This is a genomic window from Pseudomonas sp. PGPR N4, from assembly GCF_059693665.1.
The window spans coordinates 558,531-581,470 of sequence record NZ_JCAUKV010000001.1 but is presented as its reverse complement, the minus strand read 5'-3'; the positions used below and the strand labels follow the sequence as shown (position 1 = coordinate 581,470).

General features: G+C 63.0%; 21 protein-coding genes and 1 pseudogene. 7 read left to right on the top strand and 15 right to left on the bottom strand.

All coding sequences use genetic code 11. The features are described 5' to 3' along the window. Positions 1-7: 7 nt before the first annotated feature. The 15 genes from AC58X1_RS02585 to AC58X1_RS02515 form a co-directional block, all read right to left on the bottom strand. Positions 8-1,294: an MFS transporter gene (locus AC58X1_RS02585; RefSeq protein ID WP_497428241.1), complete on the bottom strand. Its 1,287-nt coding sequence runs from the start codon at positions 1,292-1,294 to the stop codon at positions 8-10. A 65-nt stretch (positions 1,295-1,359) separates the two neighbouring features. Continuing rightward, positions 1,360-2,310 (bottom strand): sugar kinase, encoded by a 951-nt coding sequence (locus tag AC58X1_RS02580; protein ID WP_497428240.1) that lies wholly within the window; start codon positions 2,308-2,310, stop codon positions 1,360-1,362. Further along, positions 2,303-3,082, bottom strand: coding sequence for a sugar phosphate isomerase/epimerase family protein (locus AC58X1_RS02575; RefSeq protein ID WP_497428239.1), 780 nt, complete (start codon positions 3,080-3,082; stop codon positions 2,303-2,305). The genes AC58X1_RS02580 and AC58X1_RS02575 overlap by 8 nt, the downstream gene beginning before the upstream one ends. 63 nt (positions 3,083-3,145) lie before the next feature. After that, positions 3,146-4,168, bottom strand: a complete 1,023-nt coding sequence (locus AC58X1_RS02570) for a LacI family DNA-binding transcriptional regulator (protein WP_497428238.1) — start codon at positions 4,166-4,168, stop codon at positions 3,146-3,148. Between the two features lie 151 nt (positions 4,169-4,319). After that, positions 4,320-5,738 (bottom strand): aldehyde dehydrogenase family protein, encoded by a 1,419-nt coding sequence (locus AC58X1_RS02565; RefSeq protein ID WP_497428237.1) that lies wholly within the window; start codon positions 5,736-5,738, stop codon positions 4,320-4,322. Positions 5,739-5,751: 13 nt separating this feature from the next. Further along, entirely contained in the window at positions 5,752-6,792 is a 1,041-nt protein-coding gene (locus AC58X1_RS02560) for a homoserine dehydrogenase (protein ID WP_497428236.1), read from the bottom strand. Between the two features lie 103 nt (positions 6,793-6,895). Further along, positions 6,896-7,333 (bottom strand): Lrp/AsnC family transcriptional regulator, encoded by a 438-nt coding sequence (locus AC58X1_RS02555; protein WP_401180467.1) that lies wholly within the window; start codon positions 7,331-7,333, stop codon positions 6,896-6,898. Beyond that, positions 7,330-8,718, bottom strand: a complete 1,389-nt coding sequence (gene thrC / locus AC58X1_RS02550; protein WP_497428235.1) for a threonine synthase — start codon at positions 8,716-8,718, stop codon at positions 7,330-7,332. Before thrC ends, AC58X1_RS02555 begins: the two co-directional genes overlap by 4 nt. Before the next feature lie 32 nt (positions 8,719-8,750). Beyond that, positions 8,751-9,641, bottom strand: a complete 891-nt coding sequence (locus AC58X1_RS02545; RefSeq protein WP_101319216.1) for a LysR substrate-binding domain-containing protein — start codon at positions 9,639-9,641, stop codon at positions 8,751-8,753. Positions 9,642-9,690: 49 nt separating this feature from the next. Beyond that, a complete protein-coding gene (locus tag AC58X1_RS02540) occupies positions 9,691-11,130 on the bottom strand; it encodes an amino acid permease (RefSeq protein ID WP_101319213.1) in 1,440 nt (479 codons plus the stop codon). Between the two features lie 141 nt (positions 11,131-11,271). Beyond that, on the bottom strand, positions 11,272-12,513 hold the full coding sequence (locus tag AC58X1_RS02535; RefSeq protein WP_150569312.1) for a cystathionine gamma-synthase family protein: 1,242 nt from the start codon (positions 12,511-12,513) through the stop codon (positions 11,272-11,274). A gap of 130 nt (positions 12,514-12,643) precedes the next feature. Then, positions 12,644-14,266: a methyl-accepting chemotaxis protein gene (locus tag AC58X1_RS02530; RefSeq protein WP_497428234.1), complete on the bottom strand. Its 1,623-nt coding sequence runs from the start codon at positions 14,264-14,266 to the stop codon at positions 12,644-12,646. Between the two features lie 120 nt (positions 14,267-14,386). After that, positions 14,387-14,551 carry a DUF2256 domain-containing protein gene (locus tag AC58X1_RS02525; RefSeq protein WP_150572617.1) on the bottom strand — a complete coding sequence of 55 codons (165 nt, stop codon included), beginning with the start codon at positions 14,549-14,551 and terminating at the stop codon, positions 14,387-14,389. Further along, positions 14,548-16,092, bottom strand: coding sequence for a cryptochrome/photolyase family protein (locus AC58X1_RS02520; RefSeq protein WP_497428233.1), 1,545 nt, complete (start codon positions 16,090-16,092; stop codon positions 14,548-14,550). The genes AC58X1_RS02525 and AC58X1_RS02520 overlap by 4 nt, the downstream gene beginning before the upstream one ends. Beyond that, a complete protein-coding gene (locus tag AC58X1_RS02515) occupies positions 16,086-16,391 on the bottom strand; it encodes a DUF6482 family protein (protein WP_101323011.1) in 306 nt (101 codons plus the stop codon). The genes AC58X1_RS02520 and AC58X1_RS02515 overlap by 7 nt, the downstream gene beginning before the upstream one ends. Positions 16,392-16,526: 135 nt before the next feature. Between AC58X1_RS02515 and AC58X1_RS02510 the strand changes: the two genes are divergently transcribed. The 7 genes and pseudogenes from AC58X1_RS02510 to AC58X1_RS02480 all read left to right on the top strand — a co-directional run bounded on the left by AC58X1_RS02510 (position 16,527) and on the right by AC58X1_RS02480 (position 22,938). Beyond that, a complete protein-coding gene (locus tag AC58X1_RS02510) occupies positions 16,527-16,742 on the top strand; it encodes a TIGR02450 family Trp-rich protein (RefSeq protein WP_101319202.1) in 216 nt (71 codons plus the stop codon). A gap of 142 nt (positions 16,743-16,884) precedes the next feature. Then, a pseudogene (locus AC58X1_RS02505) lies at positions 16,885-17,385 on the top strand (PAS domain-containing protein); the annotation flags it as partial. Between the two features lie 30 nt (positions 17,386-17,415). Further along, a complete protein-coding gene (locus AC58X1_RS02500; protein WP_224785536.1) occupies positions 17,416-17,937 on the top strand; it encodes a methyl-accepting chemotaxis protein in 522 nt (173 codons plus the stop codon). Positions 17,938-18,116: 179 nt separating this feature from the next. After that, positions 18,117-19,016, top strand: coding sequence for a LysR family transcriptional regulator (locus tag AC58X1_RS02495; RefSeq protein ID WP_497428232.1), 900 nt, complete (start codon positions 18,117-18,119; stop codon positions 19,014-19,016). 178 nt (positions 19,017-19,194) lie between these two features. Next, positions 19,195-20,085 (top strand): LysR family transcriptional regulator, encoded by an 891-nt coding sequence (locus AC58X1_RS02490; RefSeq protein ID WP_150569318.1) that lies wholly within the window; start codon positions 19,195-19,197, stop codon positions 20,083-20,085. Positions 20,086-20,239: 154 nt separating this feature from the next. Continuing rightward, positions 20,240-20,698: a (2Fe-2S)-binding protein gene (locus AC58X1_RS02485; RefSeq protein ID WP_497428231.1), complete on the top strand. Its 459-nt coding sequence runs from the start codon at positions 20,240-20,242 to the stop codon at positions 20,696-20,698. After that, positions 20,695-22,938 carry a xanthine dehydrogenase family protein molybdopterin-binding subunit gene (locus AC58X1_RS02480; RefSeq protein WP_497428230.1) on the top strand — a complete coding sequence of 748 codons (2,244 nt, stop codon included), beginning with the start codon at positions 20,695-20,697 and terminating at the stop codon, positions 22,936-22,938. The genes AC58X1_RS02485 and AC58X1_RS02480 overlap by 4 nt, the downstream gene beginning before the upstream one ends. Positions 22,939-22,940 lie beyond the last annotated feature (2 nt).

Below are 22,940 nucleotides of genomic sequence, written 5' to 3'. Positions count from 1 at the left end.
CAATTCCTTAATGATTCAGTGCCAGGCCGCCAGCGCGACGCTTGGGCTGAGCCTGGGATGTACGCAGTGCGACCGTGAGGGCAACCGCCGTCAGCAGCGCACCGCACATGAACAGGTAAGAGGCGCCTGGCCCGCCGGTGGCGCCATTCAGGTAGCCCACCAGCCACGAGCCACCGAACGAGCCCAGTGCGCCCATGCTGTTGATCAAGGCCATGGCCCCGCCTGCGACGTTGCTCGGCAGAATCTCCGGCACGATCGCGAAAAACGGCCCGTATGGCGCATACATGCAGGCTCCGGCCAGGACCAGCAGGGCGTATGACCACCAGAAGTACTCGCTACCCAGCGCATACGAGCCGTAGAACGCCAGCGCGGCGATCAGCAGCGGTGGCCAGACGAAGCGCTTGCGCTTCTGCAGCCGGTCCGAGGCCCACGACACGCCGACCATGGCCAGCACTGCCGCCAGATACGGCACCGATGACAACCAGCCCGCCGTGACGATATCGACATTGGCGGCCTGCTTGAGGATCGACGGCAGCCACAGTACAAAGCCGTACACGCCGATGCTCCAGCAGAAGTACTGCAACGACAGCACGATGACCTGCGGCGAGCGGAACGCCTCGCGATAATTCTTCACCGGTTTGATGCCCTGCTGCTCAGTCGCCAGCGCCGCTTGCAACTGGTCCTTCTCGTGCTGGCTGAGCCAGCTCACCTGGGCCGGTTTGTCCGCCGCCAGGCGCCACCAGATAAACGCCCAGAGCACCGCCGGCAGGCCTTCGATGATGAACATCCAGCGCCAGTCGTAATGCTTGATCAGATAGCCCGACACCACCGACATCCACAGGATCGTCACCGGGTTGCCGAGCATCAGGAAGGTGTTGGCCCGCGAGCGTTCGGCGCGGGTAAACCAATGGCACAGGTAGATCAGCATCGCCGGCATCACTGCCGCCTCGACCACCCCGAGGAGGAAGCGGATGGCGATCAGAAAGTACACATTGCTGATCATCCCGGTCAGCGTCGCCAGCCCACCCCAGAGGATCAGGCTGACGAAGATCAGCTTCTTGACGCTGCGTTTTTCCGCATAGATCGCCCCGGGCACCTGAAAGAAGAAGTAGCCGAGAAAGAACAACGCACCGAGCAAGGACGACAAGGCCGGGGTGATCTTGAGGTCGTCGGCCATGCCGGAGGCTGCGGCAAAGCCGTAATTGGCGCGATCCAGATAGGCCAGGCTGTAGGTAATGAACACGATCGGGATGATGTACCACCACCGGCGACGCGCGAGGCTGGTCGTTTGCATGAGGTGTGCTCCTGAGCTTGGTTGTTTTTGTTGCACCAGGTGCCGGCTAACCGGCGATCAGCGTTTCAGGCGCAGCTGCGCCGGTTGTACAGTTCCAGTTCACTGCGCAGCGGCAGGCCTTCCATATCCCCGCGCGACTGCACCGCGCGGCTGCCGCACCAATTGCCGCGGGCAACCGCTTCACCCAGTGGGTAGCCTTCCAGCAGGCCACTGAGCACGCCCACTGCAAAGGCATCGCCCGCGCCGACGGTGTCGACTACCTGCGCAACAGCGAATGCCGGCACCCAGCCCTCAGCGTCCGCGCTGCAGAAATAAGCGCCCTCGCCGCCCAGCTTGATCACCACAAGCTCGACGCCTTGCTGCAGATAAAACGCGCCGATGTCAGCTGGGCTTTGTCGACCGGTGAGCAAACGGCCCTCTTCAAGGCCTGGCAGCACCCAGTTGGCTTTGACTGCCAGCGCGTTGACCTCGCGGATCATGCTGGCCTGGTCAGGCCATAACGATGGGCGCAGATTGGGGTCGAACGAGATGCTCCGGCCAGCGCTGCGCATGGCGTCGACCAGGCCATGCGACAACGCCCGGCAGCCGGCCGACAGCGCCAGCGGAATGCCGGTGGCATGCAGATGCTCGGCGCTGGTCAACTGTGCGTTCAGCAACTGCGGCGACATATGACTGGCAGCCGAGTTGCGGCGGAAATATTCGACGGCGGGGTCGCTGCCATCATCGCAGCGGGCCTTGAGCTGAAAGCCGGTGGCATGCTCAGGGTCGACTTGCACCGCCGAGCAATCCAGGCCCTCCTTGAGCAGGCTGTCCAGCACGAAGCGGCCCAACGAGTCATTGCCGACCCGGCTCAGCCAACGCACCTTGAAGCCCAGCCGCGACAAACCGATCGCAACATTGCTGTCGGCACCGGCAATGCGTTTGCCGAACTGGCCGACCTGCGCCAGTTCACCGGTTTGTTCGGCGACGAACATGGCCATGGTCTCGCCAAAGCACAACACGTCATGGTCAGGCATGGCTCACCTCCGCCGTCAGTGCAAGCCGAGCCAGGTTGTTGACCTGGGCGCGGGTTACCGCCAACAGGTCGTCACCGACCAGAGGAAACTCGACCGCGCGCACCACTGCCGGGCTGAACTCGCTGAACATCTGCTCCCAGGCCAGCAGATCGGCTGCGCGTGGCGGCACTGCGACCAGGCGGCCATTGGCCTGGCGCTCGACCGCCTTGCAGTGCACATAGCGCACCCAGCGGCCCAGCTCGTGAGCGGCTTGAACCGCCGACTCACCCTGCCAGCGCCAGTTGCCAATATCGAAAGTCATGCCCAGCGCCAGTGCGATGGATTCACAGCGCAGAAGAAACTGCAGCATCGGTTCGATTCGCCCGCCGTGCGCAGTCTGGTCGTTTTCAACCAGCAGCACTGGGCCATCCGCCGAGAGTTGCGCAGCCAGCGCCGTCAGGTCACAGCGCGGCTGATAGTGACCAAGGGACACCTTGAGTGCCACCGCGCCCACGGCCCTGGCGGTCTGTAGCTTGGCAGGCAACGCCGGGTTCAATTGGCCGTCCTCCAGCCACAGCTCCAGCGGCGAGGAATACAGGCATTCCATACCTGAGGTGCGGATTGCGGCAGACAGCTGCGGGCAGTCCGGCGGGCTGGCGAACAGTTCTTCGCGCAGCTCCACTCGATTGACGCCGGCCGCAGCCAGCATCGGCACGAAACTGGCCTGGCCACGCTGGCGGACCAAGTCGGCGCCGTAGCTGGAAAGGCTGATGGAAACGGGGTTCGAGCGCATTGTTATTGTCCTTATGAAACCGGTTTCATTTCGATGCAACGCAAACGGACGTGACTCCGTTGGTCAAATACGGGGGTTGGTCGATCCGCGAATGATCAGTTCGGCCTTGAGGTCGATGCGCTGCGCAGCAGCGTTACCGCCTCGCAACCGCTCAAGCAGGCAGTTGAAAGCCAACGCGCCGATGCGTTCGGTAGGTTGCGCCAGCGCGGTGATGCCGCTGCCGACCAATGGGTGCCAGTCGAGTTCGTCGAGGGCGATCAGGCCGACATCCTCGAACAATCTGCAGCCGCGCTGGTGCAAGGCGCGAGTGACGGCCAGGGTGGCCACGCCGTTGAAGGTGAAAATCGCTTGCGGGCCATGCCCGCTGGCACCGAGGAAATTGCCCAGACATGCGGGCAAATCAGCCGCACACTCGAGGATCTGCTGGCGCATGCCGGGGCGGCGATTGATCGATGCGGTAAAGGCTTGCACCCGTTCCAGTCGCGAGCTGGTGCCATCCAGCGGCTCGCTGACTGCCAGAATGTCGCGGTAGCCGCGAGCCTGCAGGTGGTCCAGCGCCTGCTCGACTGCGTCGGCGTTATCCAGCCCGACCATGTCGGCATTGAGCTGCGGCACCTGACGGTCGACCAGCACCATGGGGATATCCCGGTGCAACGCCAGCAGCTCGCCCTGGTGGTGGCCGAGGGTGTTCACGATCAGCCCTTCGACGTTGTAGGACTGCAGCACGCGCAGGTGATGGCTCTCTTGCTCGTCATCGCGGTTGGTGTTGCACAGCACCAGGCTGTAGCCGTGCTCGCGACAGGCAGTTTCAACGCCGCGCATCACGGCCACTGAATAGGGGTTGAGAATGTCGGCGACCAGCATGCCGATCAGGCGCGTCTGGCCGCGCTTGAGGCCCCTGGCCATCTGGTTTGGCCGGTAGCCAAGACGCTCGATGACCTCGGCCAGATGCTGCGCAGTAGCATCGGCGAGCAACTGACGGTCGCCACCGATATAACGCGACACGGTCGCCTTGGATACGCCGGCGACCCGTGCAACCTGGCTGATGGTGACCCGCTCACGCGGGCTGGACGGTGTATCGGTCATCTGAGGTCTCTTGTGATTATTGTTTGAGACGGGTTATGAAACCGATTTCAATACATCAAAAGTCGAGATCTAAGTCACCTACCGTTCGTCGGATCTGCTCTGCACATCACGCTACCCTGTCGCCGAACCAGCGCAGGGCAGCGCGCTGCGGTTAGCCCAGATCGTTGATGCACACCACTTTCGGCTGGGTCATATCTTCATAAGCGAAGCGCACCCCTTCCCGACCGAGGCTGCCGTACTTGAAGCCGCCAAAGGGCATGGCATCGAAGCGATAGTCCGACGAATCATTGATCATCACCCCACCCGCTTCGATCTGCCTGGCAAGCTTCAACGCCTTGGCCAGGTCACGGGTGAACACTCCGGCGTGCAGGCTGTATTCCGGAGCGTTGGCCAGCGCCACTGCTTCGTCCAGCTGGTCGAACGGCTCAAGAATCACCACCGGCGCAAACACCTCTTGCTGCCAGATCTGGCTTGCATGACTGACCTGCTCCAGCACCGTTGGCGCGTAACTGGCGCCCTTGCGCTGGTGACCGCAGAGCAGCTGCGCACCCTCGCTGAGCGCCTCGTTGACCAACTGTTCAGTGCGGCGTGCAGCCTGTTCGGTCACCATTGGCCCGACATCGGTTTCACGCAGGGCCGGGTCTCCCAGCAGCAAGGCCTGTGCCTGGGCGACAAAGCGTGCGCGGAACGCTTCATAGATCGGCCGTTGCACCAAGATCCGCTGGGTGCCGATGCAGTTCTGCCCCGCCGCCCAGAACGCCCCGGAGACACACGACTCGACCGTGGGTTCCAGGTCGCAGTCTTCCAACACCAGCACCGGTGCGTTGCCGCCCAGGTCCATCGCCAGCTTTTTCAGGCCAGCACTGCGGGCAATCGACTCGCCGGTAACAAAGCCGCCGGTGAACGACACCATGCGCACCTCGCGCAGTTCGACCAGCGCCTTGCCCAACTCGACACCACCGGTCACGGCAGTGACCACCGAGTCCGGTAAACCCGCCTGCAGCAGGCATTCGACCAGTTTCAGGGCCGACAGCGGCGCCAGTTCGGACGGTTTCAGGATCAACCCATTGCCACCGGCAATCGCTGGCCCGAGCTTGTGTGCGACCAGATTGAGCGGGTCGTTGTACGGTGTGATCGCGACGATTAACCCCAACGGCTCTCGGCTGAACCAGCCCTGGCGCGATTCAGAGCCCTCATAGGCCTCGAACGGCACCACCTCACCGGCATTGCGCCGCGCCTCTTCAGCCGACAGTTTGAGGGTGTTGATGCAGCGTTTGACCTCTTTCTCGGCCTGGCGCAAGGTCTTGCCGGCTTCGGCGACGATCAACTGGGCAAACGCCTGGGCTTGCTCCTGCACCCGCCGCGCCGCCTCCTCCAACACACGTGCGCGCTGATGGCGCGGCATTGCCGCGGCCTGGCGCACACCTTGGCGGGCACGCTCGAGGATGGCCGGCACCGCACTGGCATCCAGGCACGGCACGCTGCCGATCAAGCGGCCGTCATAAGGGCTGAACACATCGATCTGCTGCGCTTCGACCCGTTGCACATTGACCTTGCTGGCTACGCTCATGGCTGCTCTCCGCTTACTGCTGCTGGCTGGTGTGGATGGCGACGATGTCCGAGAGCAAGGCAAAGGCGGTTTCGATCTTGCCTGCACCCGGGCCGGACACCGTGACTGCACCGACCAGCTCAGTGGTGAACGAGACCGCATTGGTTGCCCCGCTGATGCCGGCCAGTGGATGGCTAAGTGGCAACAAACGTGCAGCGACGCTGGCTTGCACCGAGCCATCGGCCTGGCGCTGGGCCGCACCGATCAGCTTCCAGCACTGGCCATTGCGGCTGGCGGTGGCGATGTCTTCAGCGCTGATGTTGCTGATACCCGAGCAGGCCACGTCGCTGATCTGCAGCTTGGCGTTGAGCAGTTCGTTGGCGAGGATCACCACTTTCAAGCGCACGTCATAGCCATCGACGTCGGCGCTTGGGTCAGCTTCGGCGTAGCCCAGTTGCTGCGCCTGGGCGACCGCCGCAGCAAAGCTCAGGCCTTCCTGCATGCGGGTCAGAACATAGTTGGAGGTGCCGTTGAGGATGCCTTCGAAACCTTGCACTTCAGCGCCGGCCAGCGCTTGCCTGGCCAGGCGAATCACCGGCGTACCGCTCATGACCGAGCCTTCGTACTCGAAAGCGACGTTGTTGCGCTGCGCCAGCGCCTTGAGCTCACTGCCGTGCAGGGCAATCGGGCCCTTGTTGGTGGTGACCACATGAATGCCGCTTTCCAGCGCCCAGCGGCAGAAGGTGGTGGCGGGTTCGCCGTCGACAGGGTTGGTGAAAGTCGCCTCCGCGATGATGTCAGCGCCGGATTGCTTGATCACTGTCTCGGTGAAAGCTTCGGAGGTGCCACCGTGCAGCTTGGCAAAGGCGCCTTTCTCGGCTGGCAGGGCCACCAGTTGGGCGGCATCGAGACCGTCGCGGTTGACGATCGAGCCAAGGAAGATATCGCTGACGCCAACGATCTTAAGGCTGAAACCCAAACTTGCCTGCCAGCAGGCATTACGTTCGGCAACCAGTTGCGCCAGGCCACGGTTGACCCCACCAAAACCCACCAATGCAATTTTATATTCAGTCATGTCTGCGTTGCTCTCAGGCGTTGTTTGATGGAGTCAGCCTAAGTGTTCACCGCAGTCAGTTGAATTGGTCAGAATGCTGCATTTGTTGGTCGTTTTGCTCGCCTCAGTGCTCGGCCGAGAGCACGAACGAGGTCACTGTGTTTTCCACCCCGGACATGCCGGCGATCTCTTTCCAGACCATGTGCACACGCTCGGGCGAGGCGGCATTGACCCGCAGCATCAGGTCGAACTCACCGCTGAGCACTTCGCATTGGACCACCTCGGGAATGCCGCGCAAGCCGGCCAGCACATCGGCGCCGCGCATGCGGTCATAGCGGTAGACAAAGATCACCGCGCTGATCAATGACGAGGCCCGCCGCGAGTCGCCGTGGCGGATGGTATAGCCCTGGATCGCGCCATCGCGCTCCAGCCGCTCGATCCGCTGGCGCACCGCGTTACGCGACAGATTGACCTTGGCGCCCAGCTCGGCGTGGCCGATACGCGCATTGGCGGTCAGCTCGGCCAGGATATGTTCGTCCAGTGGATCAAGAATGCGCTTCATGGCCGCGCCTGCGTTGCTTGGCGCAGCGCCTGGATCAAGCTGGCCAGATCGCCCGTTTGCAGGCCTGTGCGCACCTCGTCCGGTTCGGCCAGGGCGGCAACCGGGCCAGGCCACACCCCAAGCTCCGCCAGCAGGCCAGCCGATTTGCTCGGCGCGATTTGCCCGAGGGTGACCATCGGCGCGCCCAGGCTGCGTCGCTGAATCCGCCCAGACAAAGCGCCTACGGCAGTATGTGGATCAACCGCCGCGCCGGTCTCGGCAAACAAGCGCAGGACCTCTTCGCGAATCTGCAGCTCCTCAACAGCATGTGAGTCGAACAGCACCCGCGCCCGTAACCATTGCTGATTGCCGATGCTCAGCTCACCGCACGCCTCGAAGTGCTCCATCAACGCCCTCACCGCATGGCCATCATGGTCGTACAGCTCCCAGATAAACCGCTCGAGGTTTGAGTACAGCGAGAAGTCCATCGCCGGCGACGAGGTGCGGCTGCTTTGCCGGGTCGAGTAGCGGTTGCGCTGGATGAAGTGATGCAGGGCGTCGTTGCTGTTGGTCGAAACGATCACCTGGTTGATCGGCAAGCCCATCTTCTGCGCGATGTAGCCTGCGTAGATTTCGGCAAAGCTCGCCGCGGGTACGCTGAAGGCCACCGGCCGCGTGCCGCCGCCAAGCTGCAGCGCGGCGTGAAAGTAATAGACGATCTGCGCCAGCACCCCGACCCAGTTGGTCGAGTTGAAGCAGATCGGCGTCACCTCAGGCAACGGCCACTGGCGCAGCAGGCGCGACACCAGGGTCTGACAGTCGTCAAAACTGCCCGCTACCGGGATCAGCGCGACCTGTTGCGGGTTTGCCTGGTGCAAGGCCGCCAACTGCGCCGGCGGCACACCCTGCTCGGGGTACAACACGGCCAGTTGAGCGTTGGCGCAGCCAGCAAAGGCCTCGATCGCGGCCAGCCCGGTCTCGCCGTTGGTGGCACCGATCACCAGCGCCCTGCCCTGTTGTTGCGGCAGAAAGTGCGCAACCAGGCGCGCCTGCAACTGCGCAGCAAAGTCCTTGGACGACTGCGTCGGGCCATGGAACAGCTCCAGAATCCATTCGTTATGGCCGATCTGCCTTAACGGCGTGATCGCCCGATGATCGAAGTCGCGGTAGCTGTCACTGAGCAGCGCGCGCAACGCAGCTTCGTCCATTGCTCCGCCCACGTAGGGCGAGACCACCCGCCAGACCAGCTCGTCGAACGGCAGCCACGACCAGCTGCCGATCTGCTCTGGAGTGTATTGCGGCACGGCCTGGGGCACGAACAAGCCGCTATCGTCGGCAAGCCCGGAGAGCACTACCCGGCGAAAATCGGCCAGCCCAGCTGCGCCGCGGGTGCTTACGTAATGCATGGTTACTCCTGATAAGAGCTACGCGATAAGGTCTACAAATGGCGATGGGCCTGTGCCACCAGCCAGGTGGAAAATGCGGCGGCCTCGGCGCTCAGGGTTTCGCCCTGGGCGCGGACCAGATAGAACGATTCGCTGGCTTCGATACGCTGGCTGAACGGCGCGACCAGCGCGCCAGACGCGAGCAGATCCTCGACGATGGATGAGCGCGCCAAGGCCACGCCCTGGCCCAGCTCGGCCATGCGCAAGGTGGAAACCATGGTGTCGAACTGCAAACCGCGCGAGTAATCCACGGCATCGGCACCGACTCGCTTGAGCCAATAGCCCCAGCCCTCTTCATAACCCAGCACATGCAGCAGCGCATGCCGGGCCAGGTCGCGCGGGTGTTGCAGGGGAGCGGCGGCGAGCAGCGCCGGCGAACAGACCGGTTGCAGCACATCCCAGGTCAAGCGCTGCGACACCAGCCCCGGCCAACTGCCGGCACCCCAACGGATCTCCAGGTCATCTTCACCGTCAGGCTCTTTCACCCACAGGTTGCTGATGAAACGGATGTCGATCAGCGGGTGCTCTCGGCAAAAATCCGCCAGCCGCGGTGCCAGCCAGTACTGCAGAAAACTCAAGCTGCCACGCACCTTCACCGGGCGGCGCTGGTTGTGGCCGAAGATCTCGTTGGTGCCCACCGCCAGCCGGCTGATGGCGTCCTGCACCACTGGCAGGTAGGACTGGCCTTCTTCGGTCAGGCCCAGCCCGCGTGGCAGGCGCTTGAACAACGCGACCCCAAGGTGGCTCTCCAGCTGGCGGATCTGCTGGCTGACCGCGCCTTGGGTCAGGCACAGCTCCTCGGCCGCGTGGGTGAAGTTGAGGTAACGCGCCGACACTTCGAACGCCCGCAGCCAATTCAGCGGCGGTAGGGTTTTTTGATTCATCGGCGTAACCTCTTCGGCAATTGACTGCGTGCACTATCGCTTGTGCGGCTCAGGCGGCGCTAGCCGGACGCTGCACGCCAGCCTCGGCGCGCAGGCGCTGCGCACGTTTGTTGCGGGTCACCCAGTAGACGAAGTAGCACCAGGCTATGAACGGCAGGCCGAAGTACAGCGCTACCCGTTGCGCCGGGTCAAAGGCAATGCCGATACAGGCCAGCAGGCAGCAAGCGATCGCGCCCAGGGGTACCCAAGGATAGCCGCGCACGCGAAAGTGCAGGTCTTCGACCCGGCCGCCGTTGGCTACGTAGTGGCGGCGGAAGGCAATCTGGCTGGCGGCAATGCTCATCCATACCACCACCACGGCCAGCCCCGAAATCGACACCAGTGCCAGGTACACGGTATCCGGCGCCAACACACTGCTGAGCAACGAGGCCACGGCCCCGGCCATGCTCAGGATGATCGCGTTGACCGGCGTGCCGCGGCGCGACAGGCGTGCATAGCACTTGGGCATATGGCCCTGATCGCTGAGGGTCCAGAGCATCCGCGAGGCGGCATACAGGCCGGAGTTGGCCGCCGACAGCAGCGCGGTGAGGATCACGAAGTTCATGATATCGGCCGAGTACGGAATGCCGATCAGCTCGAACACCAGCACGAACGGGCTTTCGACCAGGCCGGCCTGTTCGCGCGGCAGCAAGGTGGCGAGCACGAAGATGGTGCCGACGAAGAACAGCGCCAGACGCACGATGGTGGTGCGGATCGCCTTCGGCACACTGGTCTGCGGGTCGGCCGCCTCTCCTGCGGCAATGCCGATCAGCTCGGTCCCGGAGAACGCGAACGACACCGCCAGCAAGGTCATGGCGATCGGCAGGAAGCCGGTGGGGAACAACCCTTCACGGGTAAAGTTGCTCAGCCCCGCGCCCTGCGCATGCTGCACATCGAACAGCCCGCAGATCGCGCCAGCGCCGATGGCGATGAACACCACCACGGTCAGGACCTTGATCAGCGACAGCCAGAATTCGGTTTCGGCAAACAGCCGCACCGACACCACATTGCTGATGAACACCGCCAACGCAAACAGCGCGCTCCAGATCCACACCGGCGTTTCCGGGAACCAGCGCACCATCAGGATGCCGGCTGCGGTGAACTCCGAGCCGATGGCCACCGCCCAGGTCAGCCAGTACAGCCAGGCTACGGTGTAGCCGGTGCCGGGGCCCAGGTAGCGGGTGGCGTAGCTGCTGAACGAGCCGGTTTCCGGCATCTGCACGGCAAGCTCGCCCAGGCAGACCATGACCAGATAGACCATTACCGCGCCAATCATGTAGGCGATCACTGCGCCCAGCGGGCCGGCCTGGTTGACGGTGTAGCCGGAAGTGAGGAACAGGCCGGTGCCGATCACACCGCCCAACGCCAGCATGACGATGTGGCGGGTTTGCATGTCTTTGTTGAACGCAGGGCCGCTGCCGGCCTGTGCGTCATTGTGCTCAGAGTGCATGGTTTTATTCTCATGAAAGTGATGGCGAACCCGTCCCGCCGCGATGACGCCACGGTGAGTTCGGCAGCCAGCAGTTGTTGTTATTGTCGGTTTTCATGAAGCGACCTGGCGACGTTTTTATCGCCAGGCCTTGAGCTCACGCTAGGCGTGCACTGCAGTGCACTGAGGTTGCGTACGCTGTCGCTCGCGCAACACGGTGCAGGCATCACGCAGGTCCGCGAGCAGGTCGGCGGTGTCTTCGATACCGACCGAGATGCGCACCAGGCCTTCGGAAATGCCCAGTGCCTGACGCTCTTCCAGGGTGTTTTCAACATGGCTGGTGGTGCGCGCCGGGCCATAGATGGTTTCGACCGCACCCAGGTTGCCGGCACGGTGGGCGTATTTGAGCAGCGGCAGCAACTGCGCTACATCGCGCATGCCACCTTTGAGCACGAAGCTGACGATCGCGCCAAAGCCACGCATCTGCGCGCGGGCAATGGCATGCCCAGGGTGCTGGGCCAGGCCCGGGTAGTTGACTGCTTCGACCAAAGGCTCGGTGCACAAGTACTCCGCCAGCGCCTGGGCGCTCGCTTGCTGCTGACGCAGGCGCAGGGCCAGCGTCTTGATCCCGCGGATGATCAGGTAGGCCGAGAACGGGTCCAGCGCAGCACCGTTGATTTCGCGGTAGTGGCGCACCTTGCTCATCAGTGCTTCAGCGCCGCAGGCAATACCGCCCAGCACATCGCCGTGGCCGGAGAGGAACTTGGTCGCGCTGTGCACCACCACGTCAACGCCAAGCGCCAGCGGGTTCTGGTTCAACGGCGTGGCGAAGGTATTGTCCGCCACCACCAGCGCCCCTACCCGCTTGGCCGCTGCGACCAGGCGGCGGATGTCCAGCACCTTCAGGGTCGGGTTGGTGGGGGTTTCCAGGTACACCACGTTGCAGCCACGGGCGATCTCTCGCTCGATGGCCTCGGTGTCGTAGGTGTCGCACAGGGTTACCTCAACACCCATTCGCGGCAGGAACTCTTCGAAGATCTTGTTGGTGCCGCCATAGCTGTCGCGGGTCGACACCACCCGTTGGCCACAGGCCAGCAGGCTGTGCAGCACGCCACTGATGGCGGCCATGCCAGAGCTGAAGGCGACTGCGGACTCGGCGGCCTCCAGTGCACACAGCTTGTCTTCAAGCACGGCAACGGTGGGGTTGCTCATGCGGCTGTAGATAAACCCAGGCTGATTGCCCAGCGCCACGTCATACCAGGTATCGATATCGTCGTAGCCATAGGCGGCGCTGGCCACGATCGGTGTCTGGGTAGCGTTGTAAGGGTGGCTGACCTGCTCGCCGCCCCACACTACGCGGGTGCCGGCGCCGACCTTGGCGTCGAGGGTTTTCTTGTTGTTCATAGCCAGTCTCGCATCAAGGGAGCACGTTGGTGCTCCGTTTGGGTATGCGAGGACTATAGGGAAGGCCAGCAGCGCTGAAAAACGATGTAATGCTGGCCTGAGGGCGGTTTATTTTAATGGCTGGAGTGTTTCACAGCTGAAAGCGTTTCATCATCCCGTTCAAACCAATCGACAGGTTGGCCAGTTCCTGGCTGGCTGCGCTGATCTGGTCGGCGCCTTCCGAGGTCTGCAGGGCCAGATCGCGGATGTTCAGCAGGTTGCGATCAACCTCGCGCGCGACTTGCGCCTGCTCTTCGGTGGCGCTGGCCACTACCAGGTTGCGCTCGTGGATGGTCGAGGCGCCGTTGGTGATCTCATCCAGCGCCTCGCCGGCCAACTGCGCCACTTCGAGGGTATGCGCAACCTGCTGACTGTTGCTGAGCATCGAGTCGACCACCCGCGCGGTGCCGGTGCGGATGGCATTGACCATTTCCTCGATCTCCAGCGTCGAGCTTTGGGTACGCGCCGCGAGCGCTCTGACTTCATCGGCTACGACCGCAAAGCCTCGGCCAGCCTCACCGGCCCGTGCGGCTTCGATGGCCGCATTGAGCGCCAGCAGATTGGTTTGCCCGGCAATCGCACCGATCACATCCAGCACCTTGCCCACCTCCTGCGACTGCACCGACAACGCCTCGATCTGCGCCGAGGCCTCCTGCACGTCATGGCGCATCTTGCCAATCGAGCGAATGGCTTCGGCTACCCGCTCGCGCCCGCGCTGGGCCGCTTCTTCGGACTCGCGTGAAATGCTCGAGGTGCTGACGGTGTTGCGCGCCACCTCTTCCACCGCCACGCTCATCTCGGTAACTGCCGTAGCGGCTTGCTGGATCTCGTCGGTTTGCCGGCTGAGGTCAGTGGAGGTCTGCCGAGTGATCGCCGACATCTGTTCACTGGCTGCTGCCAGTTGCTGGGACGAGTCACCGATCAAGCGCAGCGCATCCTTGAGGCTGGCCTGCATGGCCGCCAGTGCACGCATCAACTGGCTGGCTTCATCGTTGCCGCTAGCCACCACCGCCTGCGACAGGTCACCGGCGGCGATGTCCTGGGCCACGGCAATCGCCGCACGTAGCGGGCTGACAATGCTGCGGGTGAGCAGCCAGGCCAGGCTGATTGTCAGGAGCAGTACTAGGCCGACCACGCTCGCAGTCAGCCACAAGGCGCGCTGATAGTCCTCGCGGGCCTCGGCGGTATGTGCGGCGGCCGCCTCGCTGCTGAGCTTGACCAGGCTGTCATACAGCTCTCCGGTGCGGGTGGAGATATCCTGCATGGTGCCGCTGAGCATGCCCTGCATCGGCTCCAGCCGATTCTGATCGGACAAGACCTTGTACTGGTCGAGCAGTACCCGATATTGGCTGATCAATTGCTGCATCTCGGCAAACACCGGCTTGGCCTGCGCCGGCATCACCGCGCTGTAGCCCTGCAGACCCTTGTCCAGCAGGCCTTTGAGCTCCTCCAGGCGCGCCAGGGTGGGCGCCAGTTGTGCAGGCTGACGGGCGATGGCCATGCGCATGGTGATGATACGCAGCCCCAGCATGTGGCTGCGCACTTCGCCAAGGTAGCGCGTGCCGACGTTGGTCACCTGTTCGGTGTACACCACCGCTTCGCGCATGGTGGAGATCTTGTTGATGGAAAACACGCCGAGGATCACCACCAGTGCGGCGATCAGGCTGAAACTCAAGTAAGAGCGAGTGGCAATATTCAAGTGGCGCAAGGACATGGCTAGACTTCCGAATGCGAAGGGTGAGCTGCACTACCCATTACGTTCGGCGCCTTTTAGCCAAAATTGAGCGCTCAAAAGCGGATCATGCTCGATAATCGAACAGTTCCAGCGTGGCGCTCAGCAATCCGCCTGAGTGTCCTCGCCCGGGGCACTGCGCCGCGCTCGGCGGCAGCGCTCAGAGCAATATTTCACCTCATCCCAGCACCGCTCCCAGCGCTTGCGCCAGCTGAACGGCAAGCCGCAGACCGGGCAGACCTTTTGCGGCAGATGGGCTTTTTTCAAAGCGTTTCTCCTGCGTCGAGCCTGGCCAGCAGCGTCTCAGCACGCTGCCAAAGCGCTTCTCGGCGTTGCGGGTCCATCCCGGCCAGGCCGCGATAGACCTGCGCCAGCCGCGGGTTGAGCGCCAGTTGCTGTTCATGGCGCATGAGGAAGTGCCAATACAGCGAGTTGAACGGACAAGCCTGCTCGCCCAGCGACTGCTCGACCTGATAAACGCAGTTGCCACAGTGGTCGGACATCCGCTGGATATAGCGGCCGCTGGCGCAATAGGGTTTGGAGCCCAGGTAGCCGCCGTCGGCATGCATGACCATGCCCAGCGTGTTGGGCAACTCGACCCACTCGAAGGCGTCCAGATATACCGCCAGGTACCACTCGCAGATCTGCGCCGGGGCGATGCCGGCGAGCAAGGCAAAGTTGCCGGTGATCATCAGCCGTTGAATATGGTGTGCGTAGCCCAGCTCGAGGGTCTGCCCGATCGCCTGAGCCATGCAGCGCATGCCGGTGTTACCGGTCCAATAGAACTCGGGCAGCGGACGCTGGTTGCCAAAGGTATTGAGCTCGGCGTACTCCGGCATGCGCAGCCAATAGATGCCATGCACGTACTCGCGCCAGCCGATCAGTTGGCGGATGTAGCCTTCGGCCGCGTTCAGCGGCACGCGGCCCTGGCGGTAAGCGGTTTCGACATCGCTGCACAGCTGGCGCAAATCCAGCAGGCCGATGTTCAGCGCCGCGCTGATGCGTGAATGGAACAGAAACGGCTCACCTTCAGCCATGGCGTCCTGATAATCACCGAAGGCGGCCAGGCCGAAGTCGAGAAAGTGCTGCCAGAGCCCCTGCGCCTGGGCATGATCGACTGGGTAGTCGAAGCCGTCGACCTTGCCGTAGTGGCTGGCAAAGCGCTCGCGCACCAGCGCCACCACCGCTTGGGTGATCGCGTCTTGGCTGAACCGCGCCGGGAACGCCCCGCGCAGAGTGCGTGGCAGGCTCTTGCGGTTGTCGCGGTCAAAGTTCCAGGCGCCGCCCAGCGGGCTGCCATCGTCTTCGAGCAGCAGCCGGCAGCGCTTGCGCATCGACCGATAGAATTGCTCCATCCGCAGCTGCTCGCGGCCTGCCGCCCAGCCGGCGAAGGCCTGGCGCGAGCAGAGAAAGCGCCGGTCAGGGTGCCACACCTGAGCCACCGGGCAACTGCGTAACGCTTGCTCAAGGCGCCACTCGCCGCATTCGGTGAAGTGCACTTCGCTTGCACCAAGCTCGGCCTGCCAGCGTTGGACTTCGCCGGGCAGGCTATGGGTATTGCTGGAAGCATCGAGTTCAACATAAATCACTTGCCAACCATGCTCACGTAAAGCTTTAGCAAAGTGTCGCATCGCACTGAAAATCATGATTATTTTTTGCGGATGATGCGGCACGTAGCTCGCCTCGTCCTGCACTTCAGCCAGCAGCAGGATGTCACGCTGCGGGTCCAGTGCCTGGATCGAACTCAGGTCGAATGACAGCTGGTCACCGAGTATCAGGCCCAGTCGCGGAGTACTTGCGGCTACCACGTCTGCTCCAGTGACAATGGCAGGCGCAATGGCTCGATCTGGCCTTCGCGCTGGCCGCACATCTCATCGTGGACTACATGCTGGACGAGCACACAGCGCATTGCCGGGAAGCCCGCGAGCAAACTGCGCAAGTGCGTCGACGAGCGCAGGTGCATCGGCCTGCCGCCCTCACCGGCCAAAGTCTGCAGGCCTGTTGCGGTACGCACCCTGAGCAGGTAAATGCCGCCCTCCAGGGACAGCAGCTCAAGCTCGTCGACTGAATCCGCATCAGCAAGACTGCGCAACTGCTGCAAGGTGATCGAGGTAGTACGGGTAGCGTCGGTCATGTGGGAGCTCCCTGTGACAAAATGGCGATTCTTGTACAATCCGCAATGCGTGTATAAGTCTATAGCCTAGACGCAAAGATATCAGCAGCCACCGCGCATGGAGCTCTTATGAACAGGTTCAACCCCCGCAAACTGGCGCTGTCGAAATGGACAGCACGCGCGCCGCAAAACCGCGAGAAGCACTTCATCGTCACACAATTGCTGTGTGATGACGAAGGCACGCCGCTGCAAGTCGAGCTGCAGGCGGTGCTGACCGGGCGCAGTGAAGTGTTCGACTGGCAGGAACTGCGCGACTCCACCCGGTGGCTGCTGGGCTGGAAGTGAGCCTGACCGCGAACGGGGCACTTAAGTTCTCATACTTGTACAACAATAAATATTTGTACAAATATTAGCGGTGGTGGCTTAATGGCACCTCCTGTGTGGGCACCGTGCCAACACGCAGATTTTGTCCCCGAGGCCCGCCGCCATGCTCATCCGCGCCAGCACCCACCAGCAGTTGTTGCATGCGGAACACACCCGTCAAGCCGCGCTCGAGGCCGAAGTGGCTGCGCTGCGCAAGACCGTCGCCACGCTTCAGGACGAGCATGGTGTAGCCCAGCAGCACGCCAAGGGACAGGCCAGCTTCATCAACGCCATTGAACGTTCGATGGCCGTCATCGAGTTTGCTCTCGACGGGCGCGTGATCAATGCCAACGCCAACTTCCTCGAGGTCATGGGCTATCGCCTGGATCAGATACGCGGTCAGCATCACCAGATGTTCTGCTCTGCCAGCGAAGCGAAAAGTGACGCCTATCGCGAGTTCTGGGCAGCGCTGAATCGTGGCACGTTCAAGGCAGGCCAATTCCCGCGCCTGGACAGTCGCGGCGCCACGGTCTGGCTGCAGGCTACCTACAACCCGCTGTATGACGAGCACGGCAAGCTCTATGGCGTCGTCAAGTTTGCCAGTGATATCACTTCTGAGATCGAGCAGCGCGAGGCCGAATCGCAAGCTGCACTGGTGGCCTTCGAGACGTCGCAGCACACCGATGAGTGTACCCAGCAGGGTTCTGCAGTGGTGCAACAGACCGTAAACATGGTGCAGAGCATTGCCGACGAGCTCACGCAGATGGGCCAGGCGATCAGTGCGCTGAGTGAGCAGTCCGAGCAGATCGGCACCATTGTCGATGCTATCCGCAGCATCGCCGAGCAGACCAACCTGCTGGCCCTCAACGCGGCAATCGAAGCCGCCCGCGCCGGCGACCAAGGCCGCGGCTTTGCCGTGGTCGCCGATGAGGTGCGCAACCTGGCGCAACGCACCAGCAAGGCCACCGTGGCGATCAGTGAAGTGGTCGGCAAGAACCGCGAACTGGCCCGCCAGGCTGTGGCGAGCATGCAGGCGAGTACGCTGAAGACCGAGCAAGGTGTTGAGCTGGCGCACAAGGCTGGCGCGGTGATCGAGGATATTCAGCACGGTGCGCAGCGGGTGGTTGAAGTGATTGGCCAGTTCGCCCAGCGTCTGGAGCAACGCCAGCAACGCTGATCTTGGGGCCGCCAAGTGATCTCTCATTGCCAAACGAGCGAAACCAGCGGCCTGAATCGTCATGCCTCTTATAGGCAGCGCCTAGCCCTATCTGCTCACTCCAGCGCTCGATCAGGACGCTGTTCATCGTCAGACCATCCCTGTAGTTTGCCCGACAGTTCTCCAGTGAAGTGCCCTCCATGGACCCCAAGACTTTGCGCGATGCGTTCTCCGGCCTGAGTGTGTTCTTTGCCGTCGCGCACGCGCGCAGTTTCACCAAAGCGGCAGCGCGGCTGGGTGTGTCACAGACAGCCGTCAGCCACGCCGTACGCGCCCTGGAAGCCCGCCTGGGCGTCAGCCTGCTGTCACGCAACTCGCGCAACGTGATGGTGACAGAGGCCGGCGAGCAACTGCTGGCTAACGTCGCACCGCAATTCGAGGCCATCGATATGCAGTTGCAGGCGCTGACCGAGTTGAGCAACAGCCCTACCGGCACGATCCGCATCACCGCCTCCGATCACGCCGTGCGGGCGGTGCTGATGACCAAGCTCAAGCTGTTTTTGCCGGCACATCCAGGGATCAAGGTCGAGCTGTCGACCAACAGCGGCTTTGTCGACATTGTTGCCGAACGTTTCGATGCCGGGGTCAGGCTCGGCGAGGCAGTGGCGCAGGATATGATCGCCGTGCGCATCGCTGCGGATGCGCCCTATGCAGTTGTCGCTACCCCGGCTTACCTGCAGCATCACGGTATGGCGCATACGCCAAGCGACCTGTTGCAGCACAACTGCATCAACCTGCGCCTGCCGACGCGGGGCAATTTATGGGCGTGGGAATTTGCAGTCGATGGCCGCGAAGTCAATCTGCGTGTGGACGGGCAACTGATCTTCAACAACACCTCCGACGCCGTGGAAGCCGTCCTGGCCGGGCTTGGCGTCGCCTATCTGCCTGCGGAACTGGTCGAGCAGCATGTGCAGTCCGGGAAGCTGCTGCAGATGCTCGAAGACTTCAGCCCGGTGTGGCCCGGCTTACACCTTTATTACCCCAGCCGACGGCAACCGTCAGGGGCGATGGCCCTGCTGATTGCGGCACTGCGCGTCTAGTCAATTACCCTGCCCGGCTCGCCAAACGTGCTCCAGCCACGCACGCTGCACCGGTATTTATCAACCAAGCTCATAGCTGCATGCAGTTTATGCAGGTTTCTAGTGCCGCCCATCCCGCCTACAGTGTCGTCTCTGCGCCAATTATTAGCGCACACCACTGGATTTCAGGACTGCTGCAATGGCCAGAGAGCACTACAGCCAACTTCAGGCGTTGATCGTTGTTGCCCGCGAGCGCAGCTTCACCCGCGCCGCAGCACAGCTGGCCATGTCGCAATCGATGCTCAGCCACACCATCCGCGACCTGGAAACGCGCCTCGGTGTGCGCCTGCTGACGCGCACAACGCGCAGCGTCTCGGTTACCGAGGCAGGCGAACGCTTGATCGCCGAGGTGGCACCGCGCCTTGAGCTGATCGAAGCACAACTGCACGCGGTCGTCGAACTCGGCGACATGCCCAGCGGCACCGTGCGCATCACCGCCAGCGACCATGCCATCGACAGCTTGCTCTGGCCAAAATTGCAAAGCCTGCTGGCGCGCTACCCGCGCTTGAACCTGGAGCTGCACAGCGATTACGCCTTCTCCGATATCGTCCAGGGCCGGTTTGACTTTGGCGTACGCCTGGGGGACAGCCTGGGCAAGGACATCCGCTCGGTGTGCATCAGCCCGGACATGCGCCTGGCAATCATCGCTGCGCCCGCTTATTTCGCCGAACGGCATATGCCAGAAACCCCGGAGCAACTCAGCCAACACGCCTGCATCAACCTGCGCCTGCCAACCCAGGGCAACCTGTATGCCTGGGAGCTCAAGCACGGTGAGCGCGAAATCAGCGTGCGGGTCGAGGGCCGGCTGGTGTTCAACGGCATCTACCAGGTGCTCAATGCCGCCCTCGACGGCCATGGTCTGGCCTATGTCCCACACGATCTGGCTGCCACCCATCTGGCGGCTGGCCGGGCTGTGCCCGTGCTTGAAACGTGGTGGCGCAGCTTTCCTGGCTACCACTTGTATTACTCGGCGCAGCGCGAGACCTCACGCGCCATGCAGGTCGTGATCGAAACACTGCGCCTGAACTGAATCAAATGAGCAACACCGCCGACCGCTTGAGCAGCCGCCGGCTGCGCCTTGACCACCTTGTGCTAGTTTTTCCGCATGGGGTGCGCAGGGCCTGGGGCATTGGCGGCCTGATAAAAACTAAAGATCCATCCAACCGACTGATTACGGGTGAGCCATGCAGCTTCGAATCAACCAAAAGACCTACGAGGTCGATGCCGACGCGGATACTCCACTGCTGTGGGTAATCCGTGATGACCTGGGCATGACCGGCACCAAATACGGCTGCGGCCTGGCCCAATGCGGCGCCTGTTCAGTGCTGGTCGACGGCAATGTGGTGCGCGCCTGCGTGACGCCGATTGCCGGCGTGGTCGGGCGTGAGATCACCACCATCGAAGCCGTCGAGGCCGACGCTGTCGGCAAGCGCGTGGTCGCTGCCTGGGTCGACAAACAAGTCGCACAGTGCGGCTACTGCCAGTCCGGCCAGGTCATGGCCGCCACTGCCCTGCTCAAGCACACCCCCAAGCCCAGCGATGAGCAGATTTCTGCGGCGATGATCAACCTCTGCCGCTGCGGTACCTACAACGCGATCCATGACGCCGTGCATGCACTGGCCAAGCAGGAGGACGTGGTATGACCAAGCCTGTCGTCTACCCCGCCGATCTGCTCGCGCTCGATCAACCGGTCAACCTGTCGCGCCGGCGCTTTCTCGCCGGCAGCGCCATTGGCGCTCTGGTGCTGGGTTTTGGCCTGCCGCTAGGCACTTCGCGGGTACAAGCCGCTGCTGCGGCAACCCCAGCGCTGGGCACTCAGGTGCCGGCGTTCCTGGAAATCCGCCCGGACAACAGCATCCGCCTGCTCAGCCCGTTCATGGAAGGCGGCCAAGGCACCTTCACGGCGATGGCGCAAATTGTCGGCGAGGAGCTGGATGCCGATCCTGCCACCTTCCTGGTCGAAGCCGCGCCGCCCGGTGAAGCCTACGTAGTGCTGGAAAACGGCATGCGGATTACCGGCGGGAGCATGTCGGTGCGCCTGAGCTACCCGGTCATGCGGCGCCTGGGCGCCCTCGGCCGGGCCATGCTGGTACAGGCCGCCAGCACCAAGCTGGGCGTACCGGTCAGTGAGCTGAGCACCGAGCCGGGTCGGGTCATTCACGCCAGCTCCGGCCGTTCGCTGAGCTACGGTGAGCTGGCCGGCGCGGCCATGGACCTGCCGGTGCCCGATCCGGACAGCATTACCTTGCGCGACCCGAGCCAGTTCCGCTGGATCGGCAAGCCGGTCAAGCGTGTCGACGCCTACGACAAATCCACCGGCAAGGCGGTCTACGCCATCGACCTGAAAGTCGACGGCATGCTCCACGCCGCCGTGCAGCACGCGCCACGCCTGGGCATGACCGTAGCTGGTGTGCGCAACGAGGCGCAGGTCAAGGCCATGAAGGGCGTGCACTCGGTGCATCAGCTGCCGGGCGCAGTGGCAGTGGTTGCCGAGCGCTGGTGGCACGCCAAGCGCGCTGCCGAAGCGCTGCAGGTGCAATGGCAGGAGCCGACTGCGGACTCCAAGGTGCGGCCGATGCCGGCAGACTTCTCCAGCGACGGCTTCCGCGAGCACCTGGCGGCGCAGACCGGGCCGCAGCGCGAAGAAGAGCTTGAAGGCGATTTCAGTAAAGCCCTGGACGGCGCCAAGACCAAGGTCGAGGCCACTTACCACAATCAGTTCGTCAACCACGCGCAGCTGGAGCCACCTTCTGCACTGGCTCGCTACAACGACGATGGCTCGCTCGAAGTCTGGCTGCCGAACCAGGCACCCGACATGTTCCGCGCCGACATCGCCAAGCGCACCGGCCTCGATCTTGCGCAGATCACCCTGCACTCGCCGCTGCTCGGAGGGTTCTTTGGCCGGCATTTCCTTTACGACAGCGCCAACCCCTATCCGCAAGCAATCGCCCTGGCCAAGGCCGTCGGCCGCCCGATCAAATTGATCTGGAGCCGCGAAGAAGAATTTGTCCGCGACGTGCTACGGCCGATGGCGGTGGTCAAGTTCCGTGCCGGGCTGGACGCCAACGGCATGCCGGTGGCAATCGAAGCTGTCAGCGCTACCGAAGGCCCGACCGAAGCAATCGCCGGCAGCCCAGCGGAAAAAGGCGACCCGACGGCACTCGAAGGTTTGTCCGGCAAGTCGTACGCGATCGCCAACCGTCGCGTCGCGCAGATCTACGTCAAGGGCCCGGCAATGCTCGGCTACTGGCGCTCGGTGGGCAACTCGATGAACGACTTCTTCTATGAAGCGTTCCTCGACGAACTGGCCGACAAAGGCGGCCAGGACCCCTATGCGCTGCGCATGCACCTGCTGCAGGGTAACCAGCGCCTGAGCACCCTGCTCAAGGCGGTGGCCGATCTGTCTGGTGGCTGGAAACGGGGCCCGTTCACCGCCGAAGACGGCAGCAAGCGTGCCCGCGGCGTAGCCATGGCCTCACCGTTTGGCTCGCATGCAGCAGTAATCGCTGAAGTCTCGATCGAGAACGGCCAGGTCAAAGTGCATGACATCTGGCAGGCCATCGACCCTGGCAGCATCGTCAACCCAGCCATCGTCGAGGCTCAGGTCAACGGCGCGGTCTCGCTGGGGCTGTCGCAAGCCTTGCTCGAAGAAGCGGTGTATGTCGATGGCAAGCCCCGCGCGCGCAATTACGACCTGTATCCGATTCTGCCAGCGGCGCGCATGGCCAGAGTGCATGTACGCATCGTCGAAAGTGGCGAGAAGATGGGCGGCATCGGCGAACCACCCTTGCCTGCGGTCGCCCCGGCAGTCGCCAATGCGGTAGCGCAGCTGACCGGCCAGCGCATCCGCAGCATGCCACTGTCACGCTATACCTTCAGCTAAGC

What these genes read in the sequence shown, in the direction of transcription:
- AC58X1_RS02585 (WP_497428241.1), bottom strand. Translation starts at nt 1,294, where the DNA reads ATGCAAACGACCAGCCTCGCGCGTCGCCGGTGGTGGTACATCATCCCG.
- AC58X1_RS02580 (WP_497428240.1), bottom strand. Translation starts at nt 2,310, where the DNA reads ATGCCTGACCATGACGTGTTGTGCTTTGGCGAGACCATGGCCATGTTC.
- AC58X1_RS02575 (WP_497428239.1), bottom strand. Translation starts at nt 3,082, where the DNA reads ATGCGCTCGAACCCCGTTTCCATCAGCCTTTCCAGCTACGGCGCCGAC.
- AC58X1_RS02570 (WP_497428238.1), bottom strand. Translation starts at nt 4,168, where the DNA reads ATGACCGATACACCGTCCAGCCCGCGTGAGCGGGTCACCATCAGCCAG.
- AC58X1_RS02565 (WP_497428237.1), bottom strand. Translation starts at nt 5,738, where the DNA reads ATGAGCGTAGCCAGCAAGGTCAATGTGCAACGGGTCGAAGCGCAGCAG.
- AC58X1_RS02560 (WP_497428236.1), bottom strand. Translation starts at nt 6,792, where the DNA reads ATGACTGAATATAAAATTGCATTGGTGGGTTTTGGTGGGGTCAACCGT.
- AC58X1_RS02555 (WP_401180467.1), bottom strand. Translation starts at nt 7,333, where the DNA reads ATGAAGCGCATTCTTGATCCACTGGACGAACATATCCTGGCCGAGCTG.
- thrC (WP_497428235.1), bottom strand. Translation starts at nt 8,718, where the DNA reads ATGCATTACGTAAGCACCCGCGGCGCAGCTGGGCTGGCCGATTTTCGC.
- AC58X1_RS02545 (WP_101319216.1), bottom strand. Translation starts at nt 9,641, where the DNA reads ATGAATCAAAAAACCCTACCGCCGCTGAATTGGCTGCGGGCGTTCGAA.
- AC58X1_RS02540 (WP_101319213.1), bottom strand. Translation starts at nt 11,130, where the DNA reads ATGCACTCTGAGCACAATGACGCACAGGCCGGCAGCGGCCCTGCGTTC.
- AC58X1_RS02535 (WP_150569312.1), bottom strand. Translation starts at nt 12,513, where the DNA reads ATGAACAACAAGAAAACCCTCGACGCCAAGGTCGGCGCCGGCACCCGC.
- AC58X1_RS02530 (WP_497428234.1), bottom strand. Translation starts at nt 14,266, where the DNA reads ATGTCCTTGCGCCACTTGAATATTGCCACTCGCTCTTACTTGAGTTTC.
- AC58X1_RS02510 (WP_101319202.1), top strand. Translation starts at nt 16,527, where the DNA reads ATGAACAGGTTCAACCCCCGCAAACTGGCGCTGTCGAAATGGACAGCA.
- AC58X1_RS02495 (WP_497428232.1), top strand. Translation starts at nt 18,117, where the DNA reads ATGGACCCCAAGACTTTGCGCGATGCGTTCTCCGGCCTGAGTGTGTTC.
- AC58X1_RS02490 (WP_150569318.1), top strand. Translation starts at nt 19,195, where the DNA reads ATGGCCAGAGAGCACTACAGCCAACTTCAGGCGTTGATCGTTGTTGCC.
- AC58X1_RS02485 (WP_497428231.1), top strand. Translation starts at nt 20,240, where the DNA reads ATGCAGCTTCGAATCAACCAAAAGACCTACGAGGTCGATGCCGACGCG.
- AC58X1_RS02480 (WP_497428230.1), top strand. Translation starts at nt 20,695, where the DNA reads ATGACCAAGCCTGTCGTCTACCCCGCCGATCTGCTCGCGCTCGATCAA.